The organism is Stenotrophomonas sp. B1-1, from assembly GCF_010894375.1.
In the GTDB taxonomy this organism is placed as follows: Bacteria; Pseudomonadota; Gammaproteobacteria; order Xanthomonadales; family Xanthomonadaceae; genus Stenotrophomonas.
The window spans coordinates 21484-42553 of the sequence record NZ_JAAIUZ010000006.1 but is presented as its reverse complement, the minus strand read 5'-3'; the positions used below and the strand labels follow the sequence as shown (position 1 = coordinate 42553).

General features: G+C 67.3%; 25 protein-coding genes. 22 read left to right on the top strand and 3 right to left on the bottom strand.

What is annotated here, in order from left to right; translation table 11 throughout:
- The first annotated feature begins 113 nt into the window (after nucleotides 1–113).
- The 9 genes from G4G00_RS04770 to truD all read left to right on the top strand — a co-directional run bounded on the left by G4G00_RS04770 (nucleotide 114) and on the right by truD (nucleotide 7430).
- A complete protein-coding gene (locus G4G00_RS04770) occupies nucleotides 114–1778 on the top strand; it encodes a CTP synthase (RefSeq protein ID WP_108752734.1) in 1665 nt (554 codons plus the stop codon).
- An 88-nt stretch (nucleotides 1779–1866) separates the two neighbouring features.
- Entirely contained in the window at nucleotides 1867–2697 is an 831-nt protein-coding gene (gene kdsA, locus G4G00_RS04765; protein ID WP_108749223.1) for a 3-deoxy-8-phosphooctulonate synthase, read from the top strand.
- The gene (locus tag G4G00_RS04760) at nucleotides 2694–3050 is read left to right on the top strand and encodes a hypothetical protein (RefSeq protein WP_108752735.1); all 357 of its coding nucleotides are present in this window, start codon (nucleotides 2694–2696) and stop codon (nucleotides 3048–3050) included. The genes kdsA and G4G00_RS04760 overlap by 4 nt, the downstream gene beginning before the upstream one ends.
- 31 nt (nucleotides 3051–3081) lie before the next feature.
- A complete protein-coding gene (locus tag G4G00_RS04755; protein ID WP_240336084.1) occupies nucleotides 3082–3474 on the top strand; it encodes a hypothetical protein in 393 nt (130 codons plus the stop codon).
- 53 nt (nucleotides 3475–3527) lie between these two features.
- Complete coding sequence (gene eno / locus G4G00_RS04750; RefSeq protein ID WP_108752736.1) at nucleotides 3528–4820, top strand: phosphopyruvate hydratase; 1293 nt, start codon at nucleotides 3528–3530, stop codon at nucleotides 4818–4820.
- 4 nt (nucleotides 4821–4824) lie between these two features.
- Nucleotides 4825–5175, top strand: a complete 351-nt coding sequence (ftsB, locus tag G4G00_RS04745; RefSeq protein ID WP_108755893.1) for a cell division protein FtsB — start codon at nucleotides 4825–4827, stop codon at nucleotides 5173–5175.
- Nucleotides 5172–5870, top strand: coding sequence for a 2-C-methyl-D-erythritol 4-phosphate cytidylyltransferase (gene ispD / locus G4G00_RS04740; protein ID WP_108755894.1), 699 nt, complete (start codon nucleotides 5172–5174; stop codon nucleotides 5868–5870). Before ftsB ends, ispD begins: the two co-directional genes overlap by 4 nt.
- A gap of 34 nt (nucleotides 5871–5904) precedes the next feature.
- On the top strand, nucleotides 5905–6402 hold the full coding sequence (gene ispF, locus G4G00_RS04735; protein WP_005409005.1) for a 2-C-methyl-D-erythritol 2,4-cyclodiphosphate synthase: 498 nt from the start codon (nucleotides 5905–5907) through the stop codon (nucleotides 6400–6402).
- Nucleotides 6399–7430, top strand: a complete 1032-nt coding sequence (truD, locus tag G4G00_RS04730; RefSeq protein ID WP_164271602.1) for a tRNA pseudouridine(13) synthase TruD — start codon at nucleotides 6399–6401, stop codon at nucleotides 7428–7430. Before ispF ends, truD begins: the two co-directional genes overlap by 4 nt.
- Before the next feature lie 85 nt (nucleotides 7431–7515).
- On the opposite strand, the gene G4G00_RS04725 is transcribed toward truD, so the two are convergent.
- On the bottom strand, nucleotides 7516–8055 hold the full coding sequence (locus tag G4G00_RS04725; protein ID WP_108749231.1) for a Smr/MutS family protein: 540 nt from the start codon (nucleotides 8053–8055) through the stop codon (nucleotides 7516–7518).
- A 209-nt stretch (nucleotides 8056–8264) separates the two neighbouring features.
- Between G4G00_RS04725 and surE the strand changes: the two genes are divergently transcribed.
- The 4 genes from surE to G4G00_RS04705 are packed head-to-tail and all read left to right on the top strand — an operon-like array spanning nucleotide 8265 to nucleotide 11134.
- The gene (gene surE, locus G4G00_RS04720; RefSeq protein ID WP_108749232.1) at nucleotides 8265–9044 is read left to right on the top strand and encodes a 5'/3'-nucleotidase SurE; all 780 of its coding nucleotides are present in this window, start codon (nucleotides 8265–8267) and stop codon (nucleotides 9042–9044) included.
- On the top strand, nucleotides 9041–9718 hold the full coding sequence (locus G4G00_RS04715; RefSeq protein WP_108752742.1) for a protein-L-isoaspartate(D-aspartate) O-methyltransferase: 678 nt from the start codon (nucleotides 9041–9043) through the stop codon (nucleotides 9716–9718). The genes surE and G4G00_RS04715 overlap by 4 nt, the downstream gene beginning before the upstream one ends.
- 19 nt (nucleotides 9719–9737) lie before the next feature.
- On the top strand, nucleotides 9738–10352 hold the full coding sequence (locus tag G4G00_RS04710) for a YqaA family protein (protein WP_164271599.1): 615 nt from the start codon (nucleotides 9738–9740) through the stop codon (nucleotides 10350–10352).
- The gene (locus G4G00_RS04705; protein ID WP_108752744.1) at nucleotides 10349–11134 is read left to right on the top strand and encodes a peptidoglycan DD-metalloendopeptidase family protein; all 786 of its coding nucleotides are present in this window, start codon (nucleotides 10349–10351) and stop codon (nucleotides 11132–11134) included. Before G4G00_RS04710 ends, G4G00_RS04705 begins: the two co-directional genes overlap by 4 nt.
- Nucleotides 11135–11263: 129 nt before the next feature.
- On the opposite strand, the gene G4G00_RS04700 is transcribed toward G4G00_RS04705, so the two are convergent.
- Complete coding sequence (locus G4G00_RS04700; RefSeq protein ID WP_108752745.1) at nucleotides 11264–11638, bottom strand: Mth938-like domain-containing protein; 375 nt, start codon at nucleotides 11636–11638, stop codon at nucleotides 11264–11266.
- Between the two features lie 12 nt (nucleotides 11639–11650).
- On the bottom strand, nucleotides 11651–11956 hold the full coding sequence (yhbY, locus tag G4G00_RS04695; RefSeq protein WP_108752746.1) for a ribosome assembly RNA-binding protein YhbY: 306 nt from the start codon (nucleotides 11954–11956) through the stop codon (nucleotides 11651–11653).
- 64 nt (nucleotides 11957–12020) lie between these two features.
- Here yhbY and rlmE point away from each other — a divergent pair, with 64 nt between their 5' ends.
- The 9 genes from rlmE (at nucleotide 12021) to G4G00_RS04650 (ending at nucleotide 21039) form a co-directional block, all read left to right on the top strand.
- Nucleotides 12021–12653: a 23S rRNA (uridine(2552)-2'-O)-methyltransferase RlmE gene (rlmE, locus tag G4G00_RS04690; protein ID WP_008265654.1), complete on the top strand. Its 633-nt coding sequence runs from the start codon at nucleotides 12021–12023 to the stop codon at nucleotides 12651–12653.
- A gap of 67 nt (nucleotides 12654–12720) precedes the next feature.
- Nucleotides 12721–14658 (top strand): ATP-dependent zinc metalloprotease FtsH, encoded by a 1938-nt coding sequence (gene ftsH, locus G4G00_RS04685; protein WP_164271596.1) that lies wholly within the window; start codon nucleotides 12721–12723, stop codon nucleotides 14656–14658.
- Between the two features lie 94 nt (nucleotides 14659–14752).
- Complete coding sequence (locus G4G00_RS04680; RefSeq protein WP_108752747.1) at nucleotides 14753–14941, top strand: hypothetical protein; 189 nt, start codon at nucleotides 14753–14755, stop codon at nucleotides 14939–14941.
- Between the two features lie 500 nt (nucleotides 14942–15441).
- A complete protein-coding gene (gene folP / locus G4G00_RS04675) occupies nucleotides 15442–16338 on the top strand; it encodes a dihydropteroate synthase (RefSeq protein ID WP_108752748.1) in 897 nt (298 codons plus the stop codon).
- The gene (gene miaA, locus G4G00_RS04670; RefSeq protein WP_164271593.1) at nucleotides 16338–17291 is read left to right on the top strand and encodes a tRNA (adenosine(37)-N6)-dimethylallyltransferase MiaA; all 954 of its coding nucleotides are present in this window, start codon (nucleotides 16338–16340) and stop codon (nucleotides 17289–17291) included. The genes folP and miaA overlap by 1 nt, the downstream gene beginning before the upstream one ends.
- Before the next feature lie 96 nt (nucleotides 17292–17387).
- Nucleotides 17388–17663, top strand: coding sequence for an RNA chaperone Hfq (hfq, locus tag G4G00_RS04665; protein ID WP_079221450.1), 276 nt, complete (start codon nucleotides 17388–17390; stop codon nucleotides 17661–17663).
- Between the two features lie 14 nt (nucleotides 17664–17677).
- Entirely contained in the window at nucleotides 17678–18988 is a 1311-nt protein-coding gene (gene hflX, locus G4G00_RS04660; protein WP_108752750.1) for a ribosome rescue GTPase HflX, read from the top strand.
- Between the two features lie 186 nt (nucleotides 18989–19174).
- A complete protein-coding gene (locus tag G4G00_RS04655; RefSeq protein WP_108752751.1) occupies nucleotides 19175–20482 on the top strand; it encodes an MFS family transporter in 1308 nt (435 codons plus the stop codon).
- Nucleotides 20483–20544: 62 nt separating this feature from the next.
- Entirely contained in the window at nucleotides 20545–21039 is a 495-nt protein-coding gene (locus G4G00_RS04650) for a nicotinamide-nucleotide amidohydrolase family protein (protein WP_108751521.1), read from the top strand.
- Nucleotides 21040–21070 lie beyond the last annotated feature (31 nt).

Here is a 21070-nt window from a genome sequence, read left to right as displayed (position 1 = left end):
CGCACCTCCCTCGCTGTCCCAGCGAACCGGAAAACCCCCTCTCTGCACCCTGTCTGCCCCCCGGGCAGGCGTGGTGCTGCCGTTTTCCATTTCCAGACAGGATGCTTGCAGCCATGACTCCCTTGATTTTCGTAACCGGCGGCGTGGTGTCCTCGCTCGGCAAAGGCATTGCCGCTGCGTCGCTGGCCGCCATTCTTGAAGCGCGTGGCCTGAAGGTCACGATGATGAAGCTCGACCCGTACATCAACGTGGACCCGGGCACCATGAGCCCGTTCCAGCACGGCGAGGTCTACGTCACCGACGATGGCGCCGAGACCGACCTCGACCTGGGCCATTACGAGCGTTTCGTGCGCACCCGCCTGAGCCGCAAGAACTCGGTCACCACCGGTCGCATCTACGAGAACGTGATCCGCAAGGAGCGCCGCGGCGACTACCTGGGCGCGACCGTGCAGGTCATTCCGCACATCACCGACGAGATCCGCCGCTGCATCGACGAAGCCACCGAGGGCTACGACGTGGCCCTGGTCGAGATCGGCGGCACGGTGGGCGACATCGAATCGCTGCCGTTCCTGGAGGCCATCCGCCAGGTGCGCACCGAGCGTGGCCCGGAGAAGGCCCTGTTCATGCACCTCACCCTGGTGCCCTACATCGGCGCTGCCGGTGAGCTGAAGACCAAGCCGACCCAGCATTCGGTGAAGGAACTGCGCTCGATCGGCATCCAGCCGGACGTGCTGCTGTGCCGTTCCGAGCAGGCCGTGCCCGATTCGGAGCGCCGCAAGATCGCCCAGTTCACCAACGTCTCCGAACGCGCCGTCATCAGCGTGCCGGACGTGGACGTGCTCTATCGCATTCCCTCGGGCCTGCACGCGCAGGGCCTGGACGAGATCGTGGTGAACCAGCTGAAGCTGGCCGACAAGGCCGGCCCGGTGGACCTGTCGATGTGGGAAGACGCCGTCGATGCCACCCTGCACCCGCTGGACGAAGTGACCATCGCCGTGGTCGGCAAGTACGTCGACCACCAGGACGCCTACAAGTCGGTGGGTGAAGCGCTCAAGCATGGTGGCCTGCGCCAGCGCACCAAGGTCAACCTGAAGTGGTTGGAAGCGCAGGACCTGGAAGGCACCGACATGGCCGCCCTGGCCGACGTCGATGGCATCCTGGTGCCGGGCGGCTTCGGTGACCGTGGCTTCGAAGGCAAGGTGCTGACCTCGCAGTTCGCGCGCCAGAACAGCGTGCCGTACTTCGGCATCTGCTACGGCATGCAGGCCGCGGTGGTCGATTACGCGCGCCACGTGCTGGGCCTGGAGCAGGCCAACAGCACCGAGAACGACCGCCAGTCGCCGGACCCGGTGATCGGCCTGATCACCGAATGGCGCACCGCCACCGGTGATGTCGAAAAGCGCGACGACAAGAGCGACCTGGGCGGCACCATGCGCCTGGGCCTGCAGGAACAGCGCCTGAAGCCGGGCACCCTGGCCCGCGAGCTGTACGGCAAGGACGTGGTGGCCGAGCGCCATCGCCACCGCTACGAGTTCAACAACCGCTACCGCACCCAGCTGGAAGATGCCGGCCTGGTGATCTCGGGCAAGTCGATGGACGACACCCTGGTGGAAGTGGTGGAACTGCCGCGCGATGCGCACCCGTGGTTCCTGGCCTGCCAGGCGCACCCGGAATTCCTGTCCACGCCGCGCGACGGCCACCCGCTGTTCATCGGCTTCATCCGTGCCGCGCGTGAGCGCAAGGCCGGCGGCGCGCTGCTGGCCGAAGCCCGCGCCTGACTTGTGAATGGGGGTTGCGGCCCCCATCCTGCATGCTTCAACCCCAGCGCGCTGGCTTGTACGGCGCGCGGACCAACAAGGAAACGCCATGAAACTGTGTGGATTCGAGGTTGGGCTGGACCAGCCCCTGTTCCTGATCGCTGGACCCTGCGTGATCGAGTCGATGCAGCTGCAGCTCGATACCGCCGGCAAGCTGAAGGAAATCACCGACAAGCTTGGCGTCAACTTCATCTTCAAGTCGAGCTTCGACAAGGCCAACCGTACCTCGGGCACCGCGTTCCGCGGCCCGGGCATGGAAGAAGGCCTGAAGGTGCTGGCCGAAGTGAAGAAGCAGATCGGCGTGCCGGTGCTGACCGACGTGCATGAATACACCCCGATGGACGAAGTGGCCTCGGTGGTGGACGTGCTGCAGACCCCGGCATTCCTGGTCCGCCAGACCGATTTCATCCGCAAGGTGTGCGCCGCCGGCAAGCCGGTCAACATCAAGAAGGGCCAGTTCCTGGCGCCGTGGGACATGAAGCCGGTCGTTGAGAAGGCCAAGTCCACGGGCAACGAGCAGATCATGGTCTGCGAGCGTGGCGCCAGCTTCGGCTACAACAACCTGGTCAGCGACATGCGTTCGCTGGCGGTGATGCGCGACACCGGCTGCCCGGTGGTGTTCGACGCCACCCATTCGGTGCAGCTGCCGGGCGGGCAGGGCACCAGTTCCGGTGGCCAGCGTGAACACGTGCCGGTGCTGGCGCGCGCTGCCGTGGCCGTGGGCATTTCCGGCCTGTTCGCCGAAACCCATCCGGACCCGTCCAAGGCGCTGTCCGACGGTCCCAATGCGTGGCCGCTGGACCAGATGGAAGCGCTGCTCGAGACCCTGATGGAGCTCGATGCGGTGACCAAGAAGCACGGTTTCTCGCGCTTCGCGTGAGTCTGGATCCGTGGGCGGCGCTGGAAGCCCAGCGTCGCCGGCGGCACTGGCGGCAGTGGCCGTGGGGCTGGGTGGCCGTGGCCTTCGGCGTGCTGATGTGGGCGGCGCTGGCCTATGCCGTGCTGCTGGCGGCGGGAAGCATGCGCATGCCCGGCGACGGTGCCGCGCCGCGCTGGCAGCACACGATGGGCTGGGCCTGCCTGAACACGGCGGCCGTGTCGTGCGTGTTGAGCGCGGTCACTACCGTGCTGGGCTGGCGCCTGCGTCGTGCGCGTGGCGCGGCCATGCTGGCAGGCCTGCTGTTGCTTGCTCTGGCGCTGCTGCTTGGCGGGGTCGTGCTGGCCCAGCTGTGATCCTCACCCGGGCGGGGAGCCCATTCACTTCATGAATCCAACGTCTTCCGCGCCCGTTTCGCGCCGGCCGTGGCCCTGGGGCCTGTGTGCGCTCGGCCTGGCCGTGCTGGCCTGGGCGGCTCTGGGCGCAGGCCTGCTGGTGTTTCTGTCGGCCATCGGTTCACCTGGCGATGGCAGCCATGCGCTGGAATCGGTACAGGTGGCCCTGTTTGCGGCCATCGGCGTGCTGGCAGTGTCCGCGCTGGGCAGTGGCGTCGCTTCGGTGCTGGCGTGGCGCCTGCGGCGTGGGCGTGGCATGGCCGCGGTGGCGGCGTTGCTGCTGGCCCTGCTGGGCATGATCGTGGCCGTGCCGATGCTGGCGCAGGGCCAGGATCCGGTCGTGATCGGCGACACCATTTGGCAAGCGGCGGGCAGCCGGGGATAATCACGCGGCATTCGTTTTGTCGCCTCCTCTCCTTACAGGTAACCGGCCCGACCATGAGTACGATCCGCAGCATCCACGCCCGTGAAATCCTCGACAGCCGTGGCAACCCCACGCTGGAAGCCGAAGTCATCCTGGAGGACGGTTCGTTCGGTCGTGCCGCAGTCCCCTCCGGCGCCTCGACCGGCACCAAGGAAGCGGTGGAGCTGCGTGACGGCGACAAGACCCGTTACCTGGGCAAGGGCGTACGCAAGGCCGTCGACAACGTCAATGGCGCCATCGCCAACGCGCTGAAGGGCTTCGAAGCCACCGACCAGGCCGGCCTGGACCGTCGCCTGATCGATCTGGACGGCACCGAGAACAAGGGTCGCCTGGGCGCCAACGCGCTGCTGGGTGTTTCCATGGCCGCCGCGCACGCTGCCGCCGCTTCCAGCAAGCAGGCGCTGTGGCAGTACCTGGCCGGCAAGACCGGCGCCACCCCGTCGCTGCCGGTGCCGATGATGAACATCATCAACGGCGGTGCGCATGCCGACAACAACGTCGACTTCCAGGAGTTCATGGTGCTGCCGGTCGGCTTCACCTCGTTCTCCGAAGCGCTGCGCGCCGGCACCGAAATCTTCCATTCGCTGAAGTCGGTGCTGAAGGGTCACGGCCTGAGCACCGCCGTGGGCGACGAAGGCGGCTTCGCGCCGGACTTCCGCAGCAACGTCGAAGCGCTGGACACCATCCTGGAAGCCATCGGCAAGGCCGGCTACACCGCCGGTGAAGACGTGCTGCTGGGCCTGGACGTGGCCTCCAGCGAATTCTTCGAAAACGGCAAGTACAACCTGGTGGGCGAGAACAAGCGCCTGACCTCCGAGCAGTTCGTCGACTTCCTGGCCGACTGGGCCGCGCAGTACCCGATCATCACGATTGAAGATGGCCTGGCCGAGAACGACTGGGCCGGCTGGAAGCTGCTGACCGACCGCATCGGCAAGCAGGTGCAGCTGGTGGGCGACGATCTGTTCGTCACCAATCCGCGCATCTTCCAGGAAGGCATCGATTCGGGCACCGCCAACGCGATCCTGATCAAGGTCAACCAGATCGGTACGCTCAGCGAAACCCTGGAAGCGATCGCCATGGCCGATCGTGCCGGCTACGCCGCCGTGGTCTCGCACCGTTCGGGCGAAACCGAAGACACCACCATCGCCGACATCTCGGTGGCCACCACCGCGACCCAGATCAAGACCGGTTCGCTGTGCCGCAGCGATCGCGTGGCCAAGTACAACCAGCTGCTGCGCATCGAGGAAGCTCTCGGCGCCGGCGCGCGTTACGCCGGTCGTGACGCGTTCGTTTCGCTGAAGCGCTGAGCCCATGCGCGATTGGCGCTGGCTGCTGCTGGTGCTGGCCCTGCTGCTGGCATGGCTGCAGTACCGTTTCTGGTTCGGCCCGGGCAATTCGGGTGAAGTGATGATGCTCGAGGCCCAGGTCGCCAACCAGGAACGGGACAACGAAGGTCTGCAGCAGCGCAACGATGCGCTGGCTGCCGAAGTGAAGGACCTGAAGGAAGGCCAGGCCGCCATCGAAGAGCGCGCTCGCAGCGAGCTGGGCATGATCAAGCCCGGCGAGAAGTTCTACCGCGTGGTAGAGGACGCCGCCTCGCGTCCACCGGCGGCTGCACCGGTGGCTGCACAGACCGGCGACCACACGGCGGACGTGCCATGAGCGCGGCCATCTGGGTAGTGGTGCCCGCGGCAGGCCGCGGAACCCGCTTCGGTGCACCGCTGCCCAAGCAGTACCTGCAGGCAGGCGGCAGGATCCTGCTGGCCCACACCCTGGATGCGCTGCTGGCGCATCCGGCGGTGGCCGGCGTGATGGTCGTGCTGGGCCCGGACGATGCCGACTGGCCGGGCTGGACAGAGTTCGCGGGCAAGCCGGTGCTGACCTGCATCGGCGGCGCCACCCGCGCCGCGTCGGTGCTGGCCGGCCTGCAGGCGTTGCCCGACAGCGTGCGCGCCGATGAATTCGTGCTGGTGCACGATGCCGCGCGCCCGAACCTGTCGCCGGCCGATCTGGGCCGGCTGCTGGAAGTGGGGCGTGCCGACCCGGTCGGCGCCATCCTGGCCGCGCCGGTGCGCGACACCCTGAAGCGTGCCGGCGACGATGGTGGCATCGATGCCACCGAGCCGCGCGCACGCCTGTGGCGCGCGCTCACCCCGCAGCTGTTCCGCCGCCACCAGCTGGCCCGCGCGCTGGCCGATGCCGCCGCTGCCGATGTCGAGGTGACCGACGAGGCCATGGCCATGGAACGCCAGGGCCACCGCCCGCTGCTGGTGGAAGGCAGCGAGGACAACTTCAAGATCACCACGCCGGCCGACCTGGACCGTTTCGAATTCGTACTTTCCCGCCGCGCTGGTTGAGTGACCGCGCGGCCCTGCTGCAAGGGTTGCATCCATGAGCACCGCTCCGTTCCCGCCCGTCCGAATCGGCCAGGGCTATGACGTCCATGCCTTCGGTGAAGGCGACCACATCATGCTTGGCGGCGTGAACGTACCGCACAGCTGCGGCGTGCTGGCCCACAGCGATGGCGACGTGATCCTGCACGCGCTGTGCGATGCGATGCTGGGCGCGCTTGCGCTGGGCGATATCGGCCAGCACTTCCCGCCCAGCGACGACCGCTGGAAGGGCGCCGACAGCAGCGATTTCGTACGCCACTGCGACAGCCTGCTGCGCGAGCGCGGCTGGCGGGTCGGCAACACCGACATCACCGTCATCTGCGAGCGCCCCAAGGTCGGCCCGCATGCGCTGGCCATGCGTGAGCGCATCGGCGGCCTGTTGCAGCTGCCGCTGGACGCGGTCAGCGTGAAGGCCACCACCTCGGAGAAGCTGGGCTTCACCGGGCGTGGCGAAGGCATCGCCGCGCAGGCGGTGGTGCTGCTGGTGGCCGCATGATTCCGGTGCCGTTGGCGTTCGGTGCGCCGTTGCTGCGCGCCCGCATCCGCAGCACGCCGGAAGATTTCCAGGTGGACGAACTGCCGGCCTTCGAGGCCACGGGCGAGGGCGAGCACCTGCTGTTGCACATCCGCAAGCGCGGCGCCAACACGGTGCACGTGGCCAAGCTGCTGGCAGCCTGGGCCGGCCTGCCGGACATGGCGGTCAGCTATGCCGGCATGAAGGACCGCCACGCGGTCACCACCCAGCGCTTCAGCGTGCACCTGCCCAAGCGGGTGGCGCCTGACCTGGTCGCACTGGCCAGCGATGAGATTGAAGTGCTCGACGCCACCTGGCACAACCGCAAGCTGCAGCGCGGCGCCCTGGCCGGAAATCGCTTCAAGCTGGTCCTGCGTGACGTGCAGGGCGACGCCGCCGCGATCAGCGAACGCCTGCAGCAGATCGCCAGCCGTGGCCTGCCCAACTGGTTCGGCGAGCAGCGTTTTGGTCGCGACGGTGGCAACGTGCCGGCGGCGCTGGCCATGTTCGGCGGTCGCCGCATGCGCAAGGACCAGCGCTCGCTGCTGCTGTCGGCCGCCCGTTCGGCGCTGTTCAACCGGGTGCTGGCTGCCCGGGTGGAGCAGGGCAGCTGGGATCAGCCGCTGCAGGGTGAGGTGTGGATGCTCGATGGCAGCCGCAGCGTGTTCGGTCCGGAGCCGTACACCGATGCGTTGGCTGACCGCCTGGCACGGTTCGACATCCATCCCAGCGCGCCGTTGTGGGGCGAGGGCGAGCTGCGCAGTACCGATGCCGCGCGCGCGCTGGAACTGGGCGCGCTGGACGATGAAGAATCCAAGGCACTGCGTGCGGGGCTGGAAGATGCGCGCCTGAAGCAGGAGCGGCGCGCGTTGCGCCTGCGCCCAGCGTTGCTGCAGCACCAGTGGCTGGCCGAAGACGTGCTCGAACTTTCCTTTGCGCTGCCACCGGGCTGCTACGCCACTGCAGTGCTGCATGAGCTGGGTCCGGTGGAGGACGCCTCGCAGGGGTGAGGACCCGGCGGTGCGGCGCATCCACGCCTGGCGTGGATGCATGCCTCACCGCCCGGTAGATCCACGCCACGCGTGGATGAATGCCTCACCGCCGCGCCAACAACACCAGCACCGCACCGGTGCCGCCCTGGCCGGCCGGCGCCGAATGAAACGCCAGCACATCGTTGCGCAGCCGCAACAGGCGGTCCACCAGGTTCTTCAGCACCGGCGCGCCGCCGTCAGACTGCAGCCCCTTGCCGTGGATGATGCGCACGCAACCGAACTCATGCGCGTGCGCTTCCAGCAGGAACTGGCGCAGCAGCGCTTCGGCCTGCGCGGCAGTCGCGCCATGCAGGTCCAGTTCGTCCTGCACCGAATACTGGCCGCGCTTGAGCCGCTGGAACATGCGCGGCGGCAGCGTGTCACGCCGGTAGCTGGCGGTATCGCCCGCCTCCAGCGGACTGCTGTCGCGCAGCAGCCGGGCGAACTCACCGGCCGCTTCCTGCTCGTCGCGTTCGGCCATGCGGGCGCGCGGTTTCGGCCGTGGCGCGGCCGGCGCCGGTTCGGCATCCTTGCGCAGCGGGGTGACTTCGCCGATGGCCGCGCGGAACAGCGCAGCGGGGTCTTCATCTTCTGGGTGCGACATGTGCACAGGGTAAACCGCCACTGATGCGCTGCCTACGGCATTTCAAACGCTTCCGTGACCGCCGGCAGGGTAGGACCCGCGCCCCGCTTGCGGCACAATAGTGGACGCACTTGCGAGATCGCCGGTTCCCGAGGGGGCGGCTGCCGGTCCCGCCCACGCGGCAAGGTGATGGAATCGAATTCTTGGAAAATCAAGCGGTTGAATCGAACATGCGCATCCTGGTCAGCAACGACGACGGCGTAGACGCTGCAGGCATCCGGATGCTGGCGCAGGTGCTGCGCGAAGCCGGGCATGAAGTCACGGTGGTTGCCCCCGACCGCGACCGGTCCGGTGCCAGCAACTCATTGACGCTGGATCTGCCGATCCGGCTCAAGCGCATCGACCACTACACCGTCTCGGTGGCGGGCACGCCCACCGACTGCGTGCATCTGGCGCTGACCGGCCTGCTCGAGTTCGAACCGGATATCGTCGTGTCGGGCATCAACAATGCCGCCAACCTCGGCGACGATGTCATCTACTCCGGCACGGTATCGGCGGCCATGGAAGGGCGGTTCCTGGGCCTGCCGGCGGTCGCGGTCTCGCTGGTCAGCCGCAACCATGACCCGAAGCATTTCGAAACCGCGGCGCGTGCGGCGGTGGAGATCGTGGCCCGGCTGAAGGCCGACCCGCTGCCGGCCGACACCATTCTGAACGTGAACGTGCCTGACCTGCCGTGGGGCGAGGTGAAGGGCTTCGAAGTGACCCGCCTGGGCAACCGCCACCGCGCCGAAGGGTGCATCGCGCAGAAAGATCCGCGCGGCAACGAGGTGTACTGGATCGGTCCGGCCGGTCGCGAGCAGGACTCCGGTCCCGGTACCGATTTCCACGCGGTGCGCACCGGCCATATTTCGATCACCCCCATCCAGGTCGACCTGACCCGCTACCAGGCACTGGAGAAGGTGGCCAGCTGGGTCGGTGGCCTGAGCGCCGCGCTGGACCAGCCGGCATGAGCCCGCGCCTGCGCCTGCAGCCGGAAGCCGTGGGGATCGGCATGACTTCGCAGCGCGTGCGCGACCGCCTGGTCGATCGCCTGCGCGAGGCCGGCATTGCCGACGAGGCCACGCTCAATGCCATCCGCATCGTGCCGCGCCATCTGTTCATCGATGAAGCCCTGGCCTCGCGTGCCTATGAGGACACCGCGCTGCCGATCGGCCATGGCCAGACCATTTCCCAGCCCTGGGTGGTGGCGCGGATGACCGAAGCGGTGCTGCAGGTTGCACCGAAGACGGTGCTGGAAGTGGGCACCGGCTCGGGCTACCAGGCCGCCGTACTCGGCGCGGTGGGGCTTGAGGTCTACACGGTCGAACGCATCGGCGATCTGCTGCGGCAGGCGCGCAAGCGCTTCCGCGCGCTGGGCATGAACATCCGCACCAAGCATGACGACGGCCGGGTGGGCTGGGCCGAGCACGGCCCGTACGACGCCGTGGTGGTCACCGCAGCCGCACCGGCGCTGGTCGATGCGCTGGTCGAGCAGTTGGCCGTGGGGGGGCGCCTGGTGGCGCCGGTCGGCGGCCCCGGTGGGCAATCGCTGGTACAGCTCGACCGCAAGGCCGACGGCAGCATCGAACAACGCGTGCTGGCACCGGTCACCTTCGTGCCGCTGCTGTCCGGCATGCTCGACTGAATCCAGGGAGCAGGGTTGCATGAAGATTTTCGGACCGCTGTACGAGCGGGCGATGAAATGGGCGGCGCACGAACGCGCGCCGACCTATCTGACCGTCTTGAGTTTTTTCGAAGCCATCATCTTCCCGGTCATGCCGGAAGTGATGCTGGCGCCGATGTGCGTGGCCCAGCCCAAGCGCGGCTGGTGGTTTGCCACCCTCAGCCTGGCCGGCTCGATGGTGGGCGCGGTGATCGGTTACGCCCTGGGCCACTACGCCTTCGAGGCGGTGAAGCCGCTGTTCGAGATGCTCGGCATGCTGCCGGCCATTGAGGACGGCATCGCCACGGTGCAGGCCAAGATGGCCGAGTCGCCCTGGGCGGTGTTCACCTTCCTGGTGCTGGGTGGCTTCATGCCCATCCCGATGAAGGTCTTCACGTGGGCATCGGGTATCGTCGGTGTGCCCATGCCGCAGTATCTGTTGAGCATGCTGATCGGTCGCGGCAAGCGTGTGTACGTTCTGGCCGCCGTGATCCGCATTGGCGGCCCGCGCGCGGAAGCCGCGCTGCGGCGCTGGATTGAACCGCTGGGCTGGATCGCCACCGCGATGGTGGTGGTGCTGGTTGCCTGGCTTGTATGGAGGTCGAAGTTCGCATGAATGCAAATGGTCTGGGCAAGGGAGTGCGCATTGGCGCGCTGGCATTGCTGGTTTCCTCGCTGGCTGCCTGTGGCACCGCCACGGTGGTCCGCCCCGGTGGCAGTGGTGCGGCAGCCAGTACGCCCAAGACCTCGGTGCCCAAGCCGGGGCAGACCGTGGTCGTGCGCAAGGGCGACACCATCTACGCACTCGCGCGCATCCACGACATCACTCCGGCCGACCTGATTGCCTGGAACCGGCTGGACAACCCGTCGCAGATCTACCCGGGCCAGGTCATCCGGTTGTATCCGCAGGGTGCCGGCAGCGGCCGCGCGCCCACCACGGTGGTCACCGCGCCGCGTCCGGCCACCGGCAGTGGCAGCACGCCTTCGACGGCGCCGAGCACCGCGCCGGCTACACCGGTGAAGAGCAGCATTGCCTGGCGCTGGCCGGCCGACGGTGCGGTGGTGGGGCGCTATGTGGCTGGCGATGCCACCAAGCAGGGCGTCGACATTGCCGGCAGCAGCGGGGCCCCGGTGCGCGCATCTGCCAACGGCGTGGTGGTGTACTCCGGCGCAGGCCTGGTGGGCTACGGCGAGCTGATCATCATCAAGCACAGTGACCAGTGGCTGTCGGCGTATGGCCACAACCGCAAGCGCCTGGTGAACGAAGGGCAGAACGTGAAGGCCGGCGAGCAGATCGCGGAAATGGGCCGCACCGGTGCGAACCGCGACATGCTGCACTTCGAGATTCGTTACAACGGCAAGCCGGTCGACCCGCAGCAGTATCTGCCGGCGCGCTAGCGCGGGCAGATACGGGTAGCGCCGGGCCATGCCCGGCGGCGCTTCGCGCCCACACGAAAGCGCCCGAGCATCGGCTCGGGCGCTGTGGGTATCGCGATCTGATCCGGGCTACGCCCGGCGGCTCCCGCGTCAACCTTCCAGGATGAAGGCCGCGGCGACCTTGCGGCCTTCGCCGGCAAGAATATTGAACGTGCGCGCGGCGGCCGGATTGTTCATCACTTCCAGGCCGATGCCCCGCGAAAGGCAGGCGGCCATCACCACGGCCGGCGGGAATACCTGGCGATCGCCGGTACCCAGCACGATCAGCGCCGGGCCCAGGGCCAGGATCGGTTCCAGGTCGGCCACCTGCAGATCGGCAGCGCGCACTACCGGCCAGTTCGTTGCCAACTGTTCAGGCGTCAGGAAGAAGCTGCTGGACAGCGACTGGTCGTTCACCCGCGCCGAGCGGCCATCGGCCGCGCGCAGGCTGTAAGCGTAATCAGGCGGTTCGTGGTTCAGCTGCATGGGGCAGGGCGATCAGCCGCGCGGAAGCACGATCTGTCGCTGCTCCTTGCTCGGGCGGTAGAGCACGGCCACGTGGCCGATACGCTGCACCAGCGCGGCTTCGGTCGCTTCGACGATCTCGCCGATCATCACGTCGCGGGCGTCGCGATCTTCAGCGGCCACCTTCACTTTCACCAGTTCGTGGCGCTCCAGCACCTCGTTCAGCTCGGCGATGAACGCGGGCGTGATGCCCTTGCCGCCGGTCTGCAGCAGTGCCTTCAGATCGTGGGCTTGGCCGCGCAGGAAACGGGTCTGGGAAGCGGTCAGGGCGATGGGCATGCAGAAAACACGGTTGAATGGGGTGATCAGGGTATCATGACGACCCCGTAACCCCCTATTTCCAATGGCTACCCGCAGCAAAAGCAGCCAGCGCTGGCTCAAGGAACACTTCTCCGACCCCTTCGTGAAGAAGGCGCAGGCCGAAGGCATGCGCTCGCGTGCCGCCTACAAGCTCGAAGAGCTGCTCGAACGTGACCGGCTGCTGAAGCCGCACATGGTCGTGGTCGATCTCGGCGCGGCCCCGGGCGGTTGGTCTCAGCAGGTGCGGAGACAGATTGGCGACACCGGCCGCGTGCTGGCCCTGGACATCCTGGACATGCCGCCGCTGGCCGGGGTGGAGTTCCTTCACGGTGACTTCAGGGAAGAAACCGTCCTATCGCAGTTCGAGGCCATGCTGGGCGATCAGCCGGTAGACCTTGTGCTGTCGGACATGGCCCCCAATAAGAGTGGTGTAGGCGCGGTCGACCAGCCGCGGATGATGCACCTGGCAGAGCTGGCCCTGGATTTCGCCGACAACCACCTCAAGACCGGTGGGGCGTTCCTGATCAAGCTGTTCCAGGGCGAAGGCTTCGATGACTACGTGCGTGAAATGCGCCGTCGGTACGACAAGGTCTCCATCCGCAAGCCGGAAGCCTCGCGCAAGCGTTCCCCCGAGGTCTACGCCTTGGGTCAGGGAAAACGCGCCCACATGAAGTAAGCTCGACCCGTAAGCTCGACCCCAACGCAATGCCCGCACTGAAAGAGGAACGCTGGAGCCAATGAGGATGAACGACTTGACCAAGAACCTCCTGCTATGGGTGGTCGTCGCCGTCGTGCTGATGGTGGTCTTCCAGAGCTTCTCGCCCAAGTCCTCCGGGGCCGGGGCGCAGGCCACATCGTATTCGCAGTTCCTGGACCAGGTGGACAGCGGCAACGTGCAGAAGGTCACCTTCGGTGGCGATTCGCGCGGCCTGACCAACGAAATCACCTACACCACCCGTGGCGGCCAGACCGGTACGGTGTCGGCACCGGCTGATCGCGACCTGATCAACGTGCTGCGTACCAAGAACGTGGACATCGTGCAGGAACAGCCGTCCAGCGGCATTTCCTTCGCGGCCATCCTGATGAACTTCCTGCCGGTCATCCTGATCATCGGCTTCTGGCTGTTCATCATGCGCCAGATGCAGGGCGGTGGCGGTGGTGCCAAGGGCGCCATGTCCTTCGGCAAGTCGCGCGCCAAGCTGCAGGGCGAAGACCAGATCAAGGTCACCTTCGCCGACGTTGCTGGCTGCGATGAAGCCAAGGAAGAAGTGGGCGAGCTCGTCGACTTCCTGCGTGATCCGTCCAAGTTCACCAAGCTGGGCGGCAAGATTCCGCGCGGCGTGCTGATGGTCGGTCCGCCCGGTACCGGCAAGACGCTGCTGGCCAAGGCCATCGCCGGCGAAGCCAAGGTGCCGTTCTTCTCGATCTCCGGTTCGGATTTCGTGGAAATGTTCGTCGGCGTCGGCGCCAGCCGCGTGCGCGACATGTTCGAGCAGGCCAAGAAGCACGCCCCGTGCATCATCTTCATCGATGAAATCGACGCCGTCGGTCGCCACCGTGGTGCCGGCCTGGGCGGCGGTCATGACGAACGCGAGCAGACCCTGAACCAGCTGCTTGTCGAGATGGACGGTTTCGAAGGTGGCGAAGGCGTGATCGTGATCGCCGCGACCAACCGTCCGGACGTGCTGGACCCGGCGCTGCTGCGCCCGGGCCGTTTCGACCGCCAGGTCGTGGTCGGCCTGCCGGATGTGAAGGGCCGCGAGCACATCCTGAAGGTGCACATGCGCAAGCTGCCGCTGGCCGATGACGTCGAGCCGATGGTGATCGCGCGCGGTACCCCGGGCTTCTCCGGTGCCGACCTGGCCAACCTGTGCAACGAAGCGGCGCTGTTCGCCGCGCGTGGCAACGAGAAGGAAGTCCGCATGGACCACTTCGACCGTGCCCGCGACAAGATCCTGATGGGCGCCGAGCGCCGCTCGATGGCCATGAGCGAGGAAGAGAAGACCCTCACCGCGTACCACGAAGCCGGCCACGCCATCGTCGGTCGCCTGGTGCCCGAGCATGATCCGGTCTACAAGGTCACCATCATTCCGCGCGGTCGTGCGCTGGGTGTGACCATGTACCTGCCGGAAGGCGACCGCTATTCGATGAACCGCGTGGCGATCAAGTCGCAGCTGTGCTCGCTGTACGGTGGTCGCGTGGCCGAGGAGCTGATCTTCGGTGCCGACAAGGTCACCACCGGTGCCTCCAACGACATCGAGCGCGCCACCAAGATGGCCCGCAACATGGTCACCAAGTGGGGCCTGTCCGACCAGCTCGGCCCGATCGCCTATGGCGAAGAGGACGACGAGGTGTTCTTGGGCCGTTCGGTCACCCAGCACAAGAGCGTGTCCAACGACACCGCCCGCCGCATCGACGAGGAAGTGCGCAACATCCTGGACGAGGCCTACGCGCGTACCACCGAGCTGATGACGGCCAACCTGGACAAGCTGCACGCGATGTCGCAGCTGCTGCTGCAGTACGAAACCATCGACGCGCCGCAGATCGACGCGATCATGGAAGGCCGCGATCCGCCGCCGCCGATGGGCTGGAACAAGTCCAACAAGGATGGCGGCAGCAACGACAAGGGCGGCGACGCCCGTCCGCTGCCGCCGATCGCCGGCCCGGCCGAGTCGCACTGACGGCCCGCCAATGCTGATCGCAGACGAGGCCGGGGCAACCCGGCCTCGTTGTTTCCGCGCTACACCCGCACCCCTGTCTTTCGCTGGAGCCCGTATGTCCATTCCCCCGCCGCAGCCGATCTCCCACACCGTTGAAATGGTCATCGCCACCATCGTCGGTGTCGTGGTCGGGCTGACCCTGGACAACCTGTTGCTCGGCTGCGGTGTCGGCATTGGCGTGGGTATCGTGCTGAGCGTCATCAAGACCCTGTACGTCGACCGCAAACGCCGCCGCCCGCGCTGAGGGTTTCCCGGCAGGGCTGCGCCCTGCACCCGCTCAACGTCAACGTCAACGTCAACGTCAAAAGCGTGCATTCCGTGGGACACCGCCCCACTTCTGACAGATTCCGTGTGCTGTTGGTAGGTGTCGACCTTGGTCGACACGGTAGATCCACGCCATGCGTGGATGAATCTGTCCGATATCGATCTTCATTTGGGGTCGGATCCCGTTGCGCAGCAACGGGATCCGACCCCGTGCCGTTCCGACAGATCGCGGGAAGCTGTCGAAGGCGGGGTGGGTCCGGTTGCGGGGGCGTGAGCGCCATGGACGGCGCGACCGAGGCTACATGGACGTACTTGCGCCGTCCCCCGCAACCGGACCCACCCCGCCATCCCGAAGCAAACCCGCTGCTGCTGTTGCTTCGGCTTTTGATGTTGTTTCAGTCGAGCACGGCTCGACTCTACAAGGGTGCAGGGCGCAGCCCTGCCGAACTAAACTAAACGCCGTTACCCGCAGGATCGCTCATGTTCGACATCTCGCCCCAGCTCGATTGCGCCGGCCGCATCCTGCGCCTGGATCGCGCCCAGGTCATGGGCATCGTCAATGTAACCCCCGATTCGTTCTCCGACGGCGGCGCACATGACAGCACCGACGCGGCGGTCGCCCATGGCCTGAAGCTGGTGGAGCAGGGCGCCGACCTGCTCGATATCGGCGGTGAATCCACCCGCCCGGGCGCCGCCCCGGTGTCGATCGACGAAGAGCTGCAGCGCGTCGTGCCGGTCATCGAACAGCTCGCGGCGCGCACCCAGGTGCCGATCAGCATCGACACCTTCAAGCCGGAAGTGATGCGTGCGGCCGTGGCCGCTGGCGCGGGCATGATCAACGACATCTACGGCCTGCGCCAGGAAGGCGCGCTGGAAGCCGCCGCCGCCGCGGGCGTGCCGGTGGTGCTGATGCACATGCAGGGCGAGCCCGGCAACATGCAGGCCGAACCGCACTACGACGACGTGGTGGCCGAGGTACACGGCTTCCTGGTGCAGCGCCTGTTCGCCGCTGAAATGGCCGGCATCGCCAAGAAACACCTGGTCATCGACCTCGGCTTCGGCTTCGGCAAGACCACTGCGCACAACATGACTCTGCTGGCCCGTTCCGAGCGCTTTCTGGAACTGGGCGTGCCGATGCTGGCCGGCCTGTCGCGCAAGCGCAGCCTGGGCGAGCTGACCGGGCGGCAGGTGCCAACCGAGCGTGTCGCAGCGTCGGTGGCCGCGCACCTGATCGCGGTGCAGCGCGGTGCGCGCATCGTGCGCGTGCACGACGTGGCCGCCACGGTCGACGCCTTGAAGATCTGGCAGGCGGTCGAGGCCGTGCCCGCCCCGCGCGTGGCCGCCACCGCGGCGATCCGCTGGCCGGACGAAGACTGATGGCCGCCGACCGGCGACCGCTGGCGATCGCCGTGATGGGGCCGACCGCCAGCGGCAAGACCGCCACCGCGATCGCCCTGGCCAAACAGTTGAACGGCGAGATCGTCAGCGTCGATTCGGCGCTGGTCTACCGCGGCCTGGATATCGGCTCGGCCAAGCCGGACGCCGCCGAGCGCGCGCAGGCGCCGCACCATCTGCTGGACCTGCGTGATCCCTGGCAGACCTATTCGGCCGCCGAGTTCGCCGCCGACGCCGGCCGCGTGGTGGCCGACATCGTGGCCCGTGGCCGCATGCCGATCCTGGCCGGCGGCACCGGCCTGTACTTCCGGGCGTTGCTGGAAGGCCTTTCGCCGATGCCGGAAGCCGATCCCGGCCTGCGCGAAGCGCTGGCGGCCGAGGCGGCCGAGCGTGGTTGGGCGGCCCTGCACAACGATCTGGCGGCGGTCGATCCGGCCGCGGCGGCGCGCATCCATGCCACCGACCCGCAGCGCATCCAGCGGGCGCTGGAGGTGTACCGGCTGACCGGCACGCCGATCACCGAACTGCAGCGCCAGCGCGGTGTTGCGCCGCTGCCGGTGCGGACCCTGAAGCTGATCCTGGCCCCGCGCGAGCGGGCGCTGCTGCACCAGCGCATCGAAGCGCGTTTCGACGCCATGCTGGCGCAGGGGTTCCTGGACGAGGTGCGCGCCCTGCGCGCCCTGCCGCAGATGGCTGCCGTGGCTGCGCCGCTGGACCTGCCGGCGGTCAGGGCGGTCGGTTACCGCCAGGCCTGGGAATTCCTGGACGGGCAGGGCACTGCCGCCGGGTTCCGTGACAAGGGTATCTTCGCCACCCGCCAGCTGGCCAAGCGCCAGCTGACCTGGCTGCGCGGCGAGCTTGATGCCCGCTGGTTCGACCCCCATATCGACCAACAGCGGCTGGCCGACGCAGTCGCGACCTTCGTCGCACGCTGAACGGCCGCTGGCCGTGTACCATCATGGGCCGGCGTGCGGCTCGGGGGCCGCAGCCAGCGCCGGCAATCCAATAAGAACAATAATCAGGAGTATGCAATGTCCAAGGGGCAATCGCTGCAGGATCCTTTCCTGAACGCACTGCGGCGCGAACGCGTGCCGGTTTCGGTGTACCTGGTCAACGGTATCAAGCTGCAGGGCACGATCGAATCGTTCGATCAGTTCGTGGTCCTGCTGCGCAACACCGTCAGCCAGATGGTCTACAAGCACGCCATCTCCACGGTGGTGCCGGCGCGCAACGTCAAGGTCGGCCCGGGCGGCGGCTACGTGCAGTCGGGTGAAAATGGTCAGGCGGGTGATGAAGCAGACGAGTAACAACGGAGCGGTGAATGTTTGACCGCTCGAAACGGGGCGAACACGCCCTGCTGATCCAGCCCCACTTCGGCAAGCTGGAAGAGGATGTGCTGGAAGAATTCGGCGATCTGGCCCGCTCGGCCGGGGCCAGCATCGCTGCCACCATCACCGCGCGTCTGGATCGCCCCAATCCGTCCACCCTGATCGGCAGCGGCAAGCTGGATGAGATCAAGGCGGCGGTGGAGGCCACCGGCGCCGACCTGATCCTGGTCAACCACGCACTCAGCCCTGGCCAGGAACGCAACCTGGAACGCTTCCTGGAACGCCGGGTGATCGACCGTACCGGTCTGATCCTGGACATCTTCGCCCAGCGTGCGCACAGCCACGAAGGCAAGCTGCAGGTCGAGCTGGCCCAGCTGCGGCATATCGCCACGCGGCTGGTGCGCGGCTGGACCCACCTGGAGCGCCAGCGCGGTGGTTCGATCGGCCTGCGTGGCCCGGGTGAAACCCAGCTGGAAACCGACCGCCGCCTGCTGCAGAAGCGGGTGGAACAGCTGCAGAAGCGGCTGGAGAAGGTGGAAGTGCAGCGCACCCAGATGCGCCGTGCACGTGTGCGCAGCGAACTGCCGCGCGTGGCCCTGGTGGGCTACACCAACGCCGGCAAGTCCACGCTGTTCAACGCGCTGACCGGTGCCGAGGCGTACGCGGCCGACCAGCTGTTCGCTACGCTGGATCCGACCGTGCGGCGCATTGCGGTGCCCGGTGGCAACGTGGTGCTGGCCGACACCGTGGGCTTCGTGCGCGACCTGCCGCATGACCTGGTGGCGGCGTTCCGCTCCACCCTGTCCGAGGCGCGCGAGGCGGATTTCCTGCTGCACATCGTCGATGCCGCCGACCCGCACCGCGAAGAGCGCATCGCCCAGGTGGACGAGGTGCTGGCCGCGGTGGGTGCAGGCGACCTGCCGCAGTTGCTGGTGTTCAACAAGATCGACCGCATTGACGGTGCGCAGGTGCGCCACGACGGCCAGGACGGCGTGCCCGACGAGGCCCGTCGCGAGCGGGTCTGGATTTCGGCGCGTGACGGCCAGGGCCTGGAGCTGCTGCAGACCGTGCTGGGCCGCCGCCTGGGCCTGCAGCACGTGACCGGCGAGCTGCGCCTGCCACCCAGTGCGGGGCGCCTGCGCGCACGCCTGCACCAGCTGGAAGTGATCCGCAGCGAGCAGGCCGATGAAGACGGCTGGCTGCTGCAGGTCGATCTGCCGATCGCCGAGGCCGAGAAACTGGCGGCCAGCGCCGATGGCGCGCCGATCCGTGCGTTGCTGCCGGAAAAACTGCCGGAGTGGTGATGCCGGCGCGTGGGGTCGGAGCCCGTTGCGTTGCAACGGGATTCGACCCCTTCGCCTTTCGGGATCCGACCCCGTCGCACAACCGGCCGATTACCGCACGCCAGCCGCCTGATGCTGCACACCGTCTTGCACACGGCGGGAGGATGATCCGAAGGTCGGCCCCCACGGCCCCCTTCGGAGTTCCCCATGTCGCAGGCCCCGGCCGTCGATCTGCCCCAGTACACCGCTGCGGAGAAGCGCCATCGCGTCTTCGCCATCATGTCGGCCTCGTCCGGCAACCTGGTGGAATGGTTCGACTTCTACGTCTACGCGTTCTGTGCGATCTACTTCGCGGGCGCCTTCTTCCCCGCCTCCAATCCCACCGTGCAGCTGCTCAACACGGCTGGCGTGTTCGCGGCCGGCTTCCTGATGCGGCCGATCGGCGGCTGGCTGTTCGGTCGCATTGCCGACCGCCTGGGGCGCAAGAAATCGCTGCTGATCTCGGTCAGCATGATGTGCGGTGGTTCGCTGATGGTGGCCTGCCTGCCGACCTACGCGACCATCGGTGCGCTGGCGCCGGTGCTGCTGCTGGTGGCGCGCCTGATCCAGGGCCTGTCGGTGGGCGGCGAGTACGGCACCACGGCCACCTACATGAGCGAAGTCGCGCTGCGCGGCCAGCGCGGATTCTTCTCTTCGTTCCAGTACGTCACCCTGATCGGCGGCCAGCTGCTGGCCGTGCTGGTGATCGTCATCATGGAATCCGTGCTGAGCGAGGCCGAGATCCGTGCCTGGGGCTGGCGCATTCCATTCGTGCTGGGTGCCGTCGCTGCCGTGGTCGCGCTGCTGCTGCGGCGAACACTGCACGAGACCCAGAGCGAATCGAGCCGCGATGACAAGGACGCCGGCACGCTGGGCGCGCTGTTCCGCGACCACAAGGCGGCTTTCTTCACCGTGCTCGGCTATACCGCCGGCGGCTCGCTGATCTTCTACACCTTCACCACCTACATGCAGAAGTTCCTGGTGAACACGGTGCACCTGCCGATCAAGACCGCCAGTTACGTGATGACCGGGGCATTGTTCCTGTACATGTGCATGCAGCCGCTGTTCGGCATGCTCTCCGACCGCATCGGCCGTCGCACCAGCATGATGCTGTTCGGTGCGCTCGGTGCGCTCACCACCGTGCCGATCCTGATTACCCTGCAGCACGTCACCAGCCCGTGGGCGGCCTTCGGGCTGATCGTGCTGGCGTTGGCCATCGTCAGTTTCTACACGTCCATCTCGGGCATCGTGAAAGCCGAAATGTTCCCACCGCAGGTGCGCGCACTGGGCGTGGGCCTGGCCTACGCCATCGGCAACGCCGTGTTCGGTGGCAGCGCCGAGTACGCCGCGCTGGGGCTGAAGCAGCTGGGCCATGAGCAGCTGTTCTTCTGGTATGTCACGGTGATGATGGTGGTGGCTTTTCTGGTCAGCCTGCGCCTGCCGGCCCAGGCCCGTTACCTGCACCACGACCACTGATGCGGCGGGACAGCGGAGCGGATCTGCGGTACAACGTGCCGTCGTTTCCGCGAACCCTGCCGATGTCCATTCCCACCGATGCCGATCTGAACGCCCAGGCCGCCGCGCTTGGGCAGCGCCTGCAGCACGCCGCGCTGCAACTGGTCACCGCCGAAAGCTGCAGTGGCGGCTGGATCGCCAAGTGCATGACCGATATCGCCGGTTCGTCGGCGTTCTTCGACTGCGGCATGGTGGTCTACAGCTACGAGGCCAAGCAGCGGCTGCTGGGGGTGCGCGCGCAGACGCTGGAGCAGTCCGGTGCGGTCAGCCGCGAAACGGTGCTTGAAATGGTGTCCGGCGCGCTGGTCAATTCCGGGGCGGGCATCGCCGTGGCGGTCACCGGCATTGCCGGCCCGGGCGGTGGGAGCGCGGACAAGCCGGTGGGCAGTGTCTGGATCGGCTGGAAGCGCCGCGGCGGCTATGCGCATGCGGAATTGTTCCAGTTCGATGGCGACCGCGACGCCATCCGCCGGCAGACCGTTGCGGCCGCATTGCGCGGTATCGACGCCCAGCTGTGACATGCTGGCCCGGTACATGACCGGAGGCGTC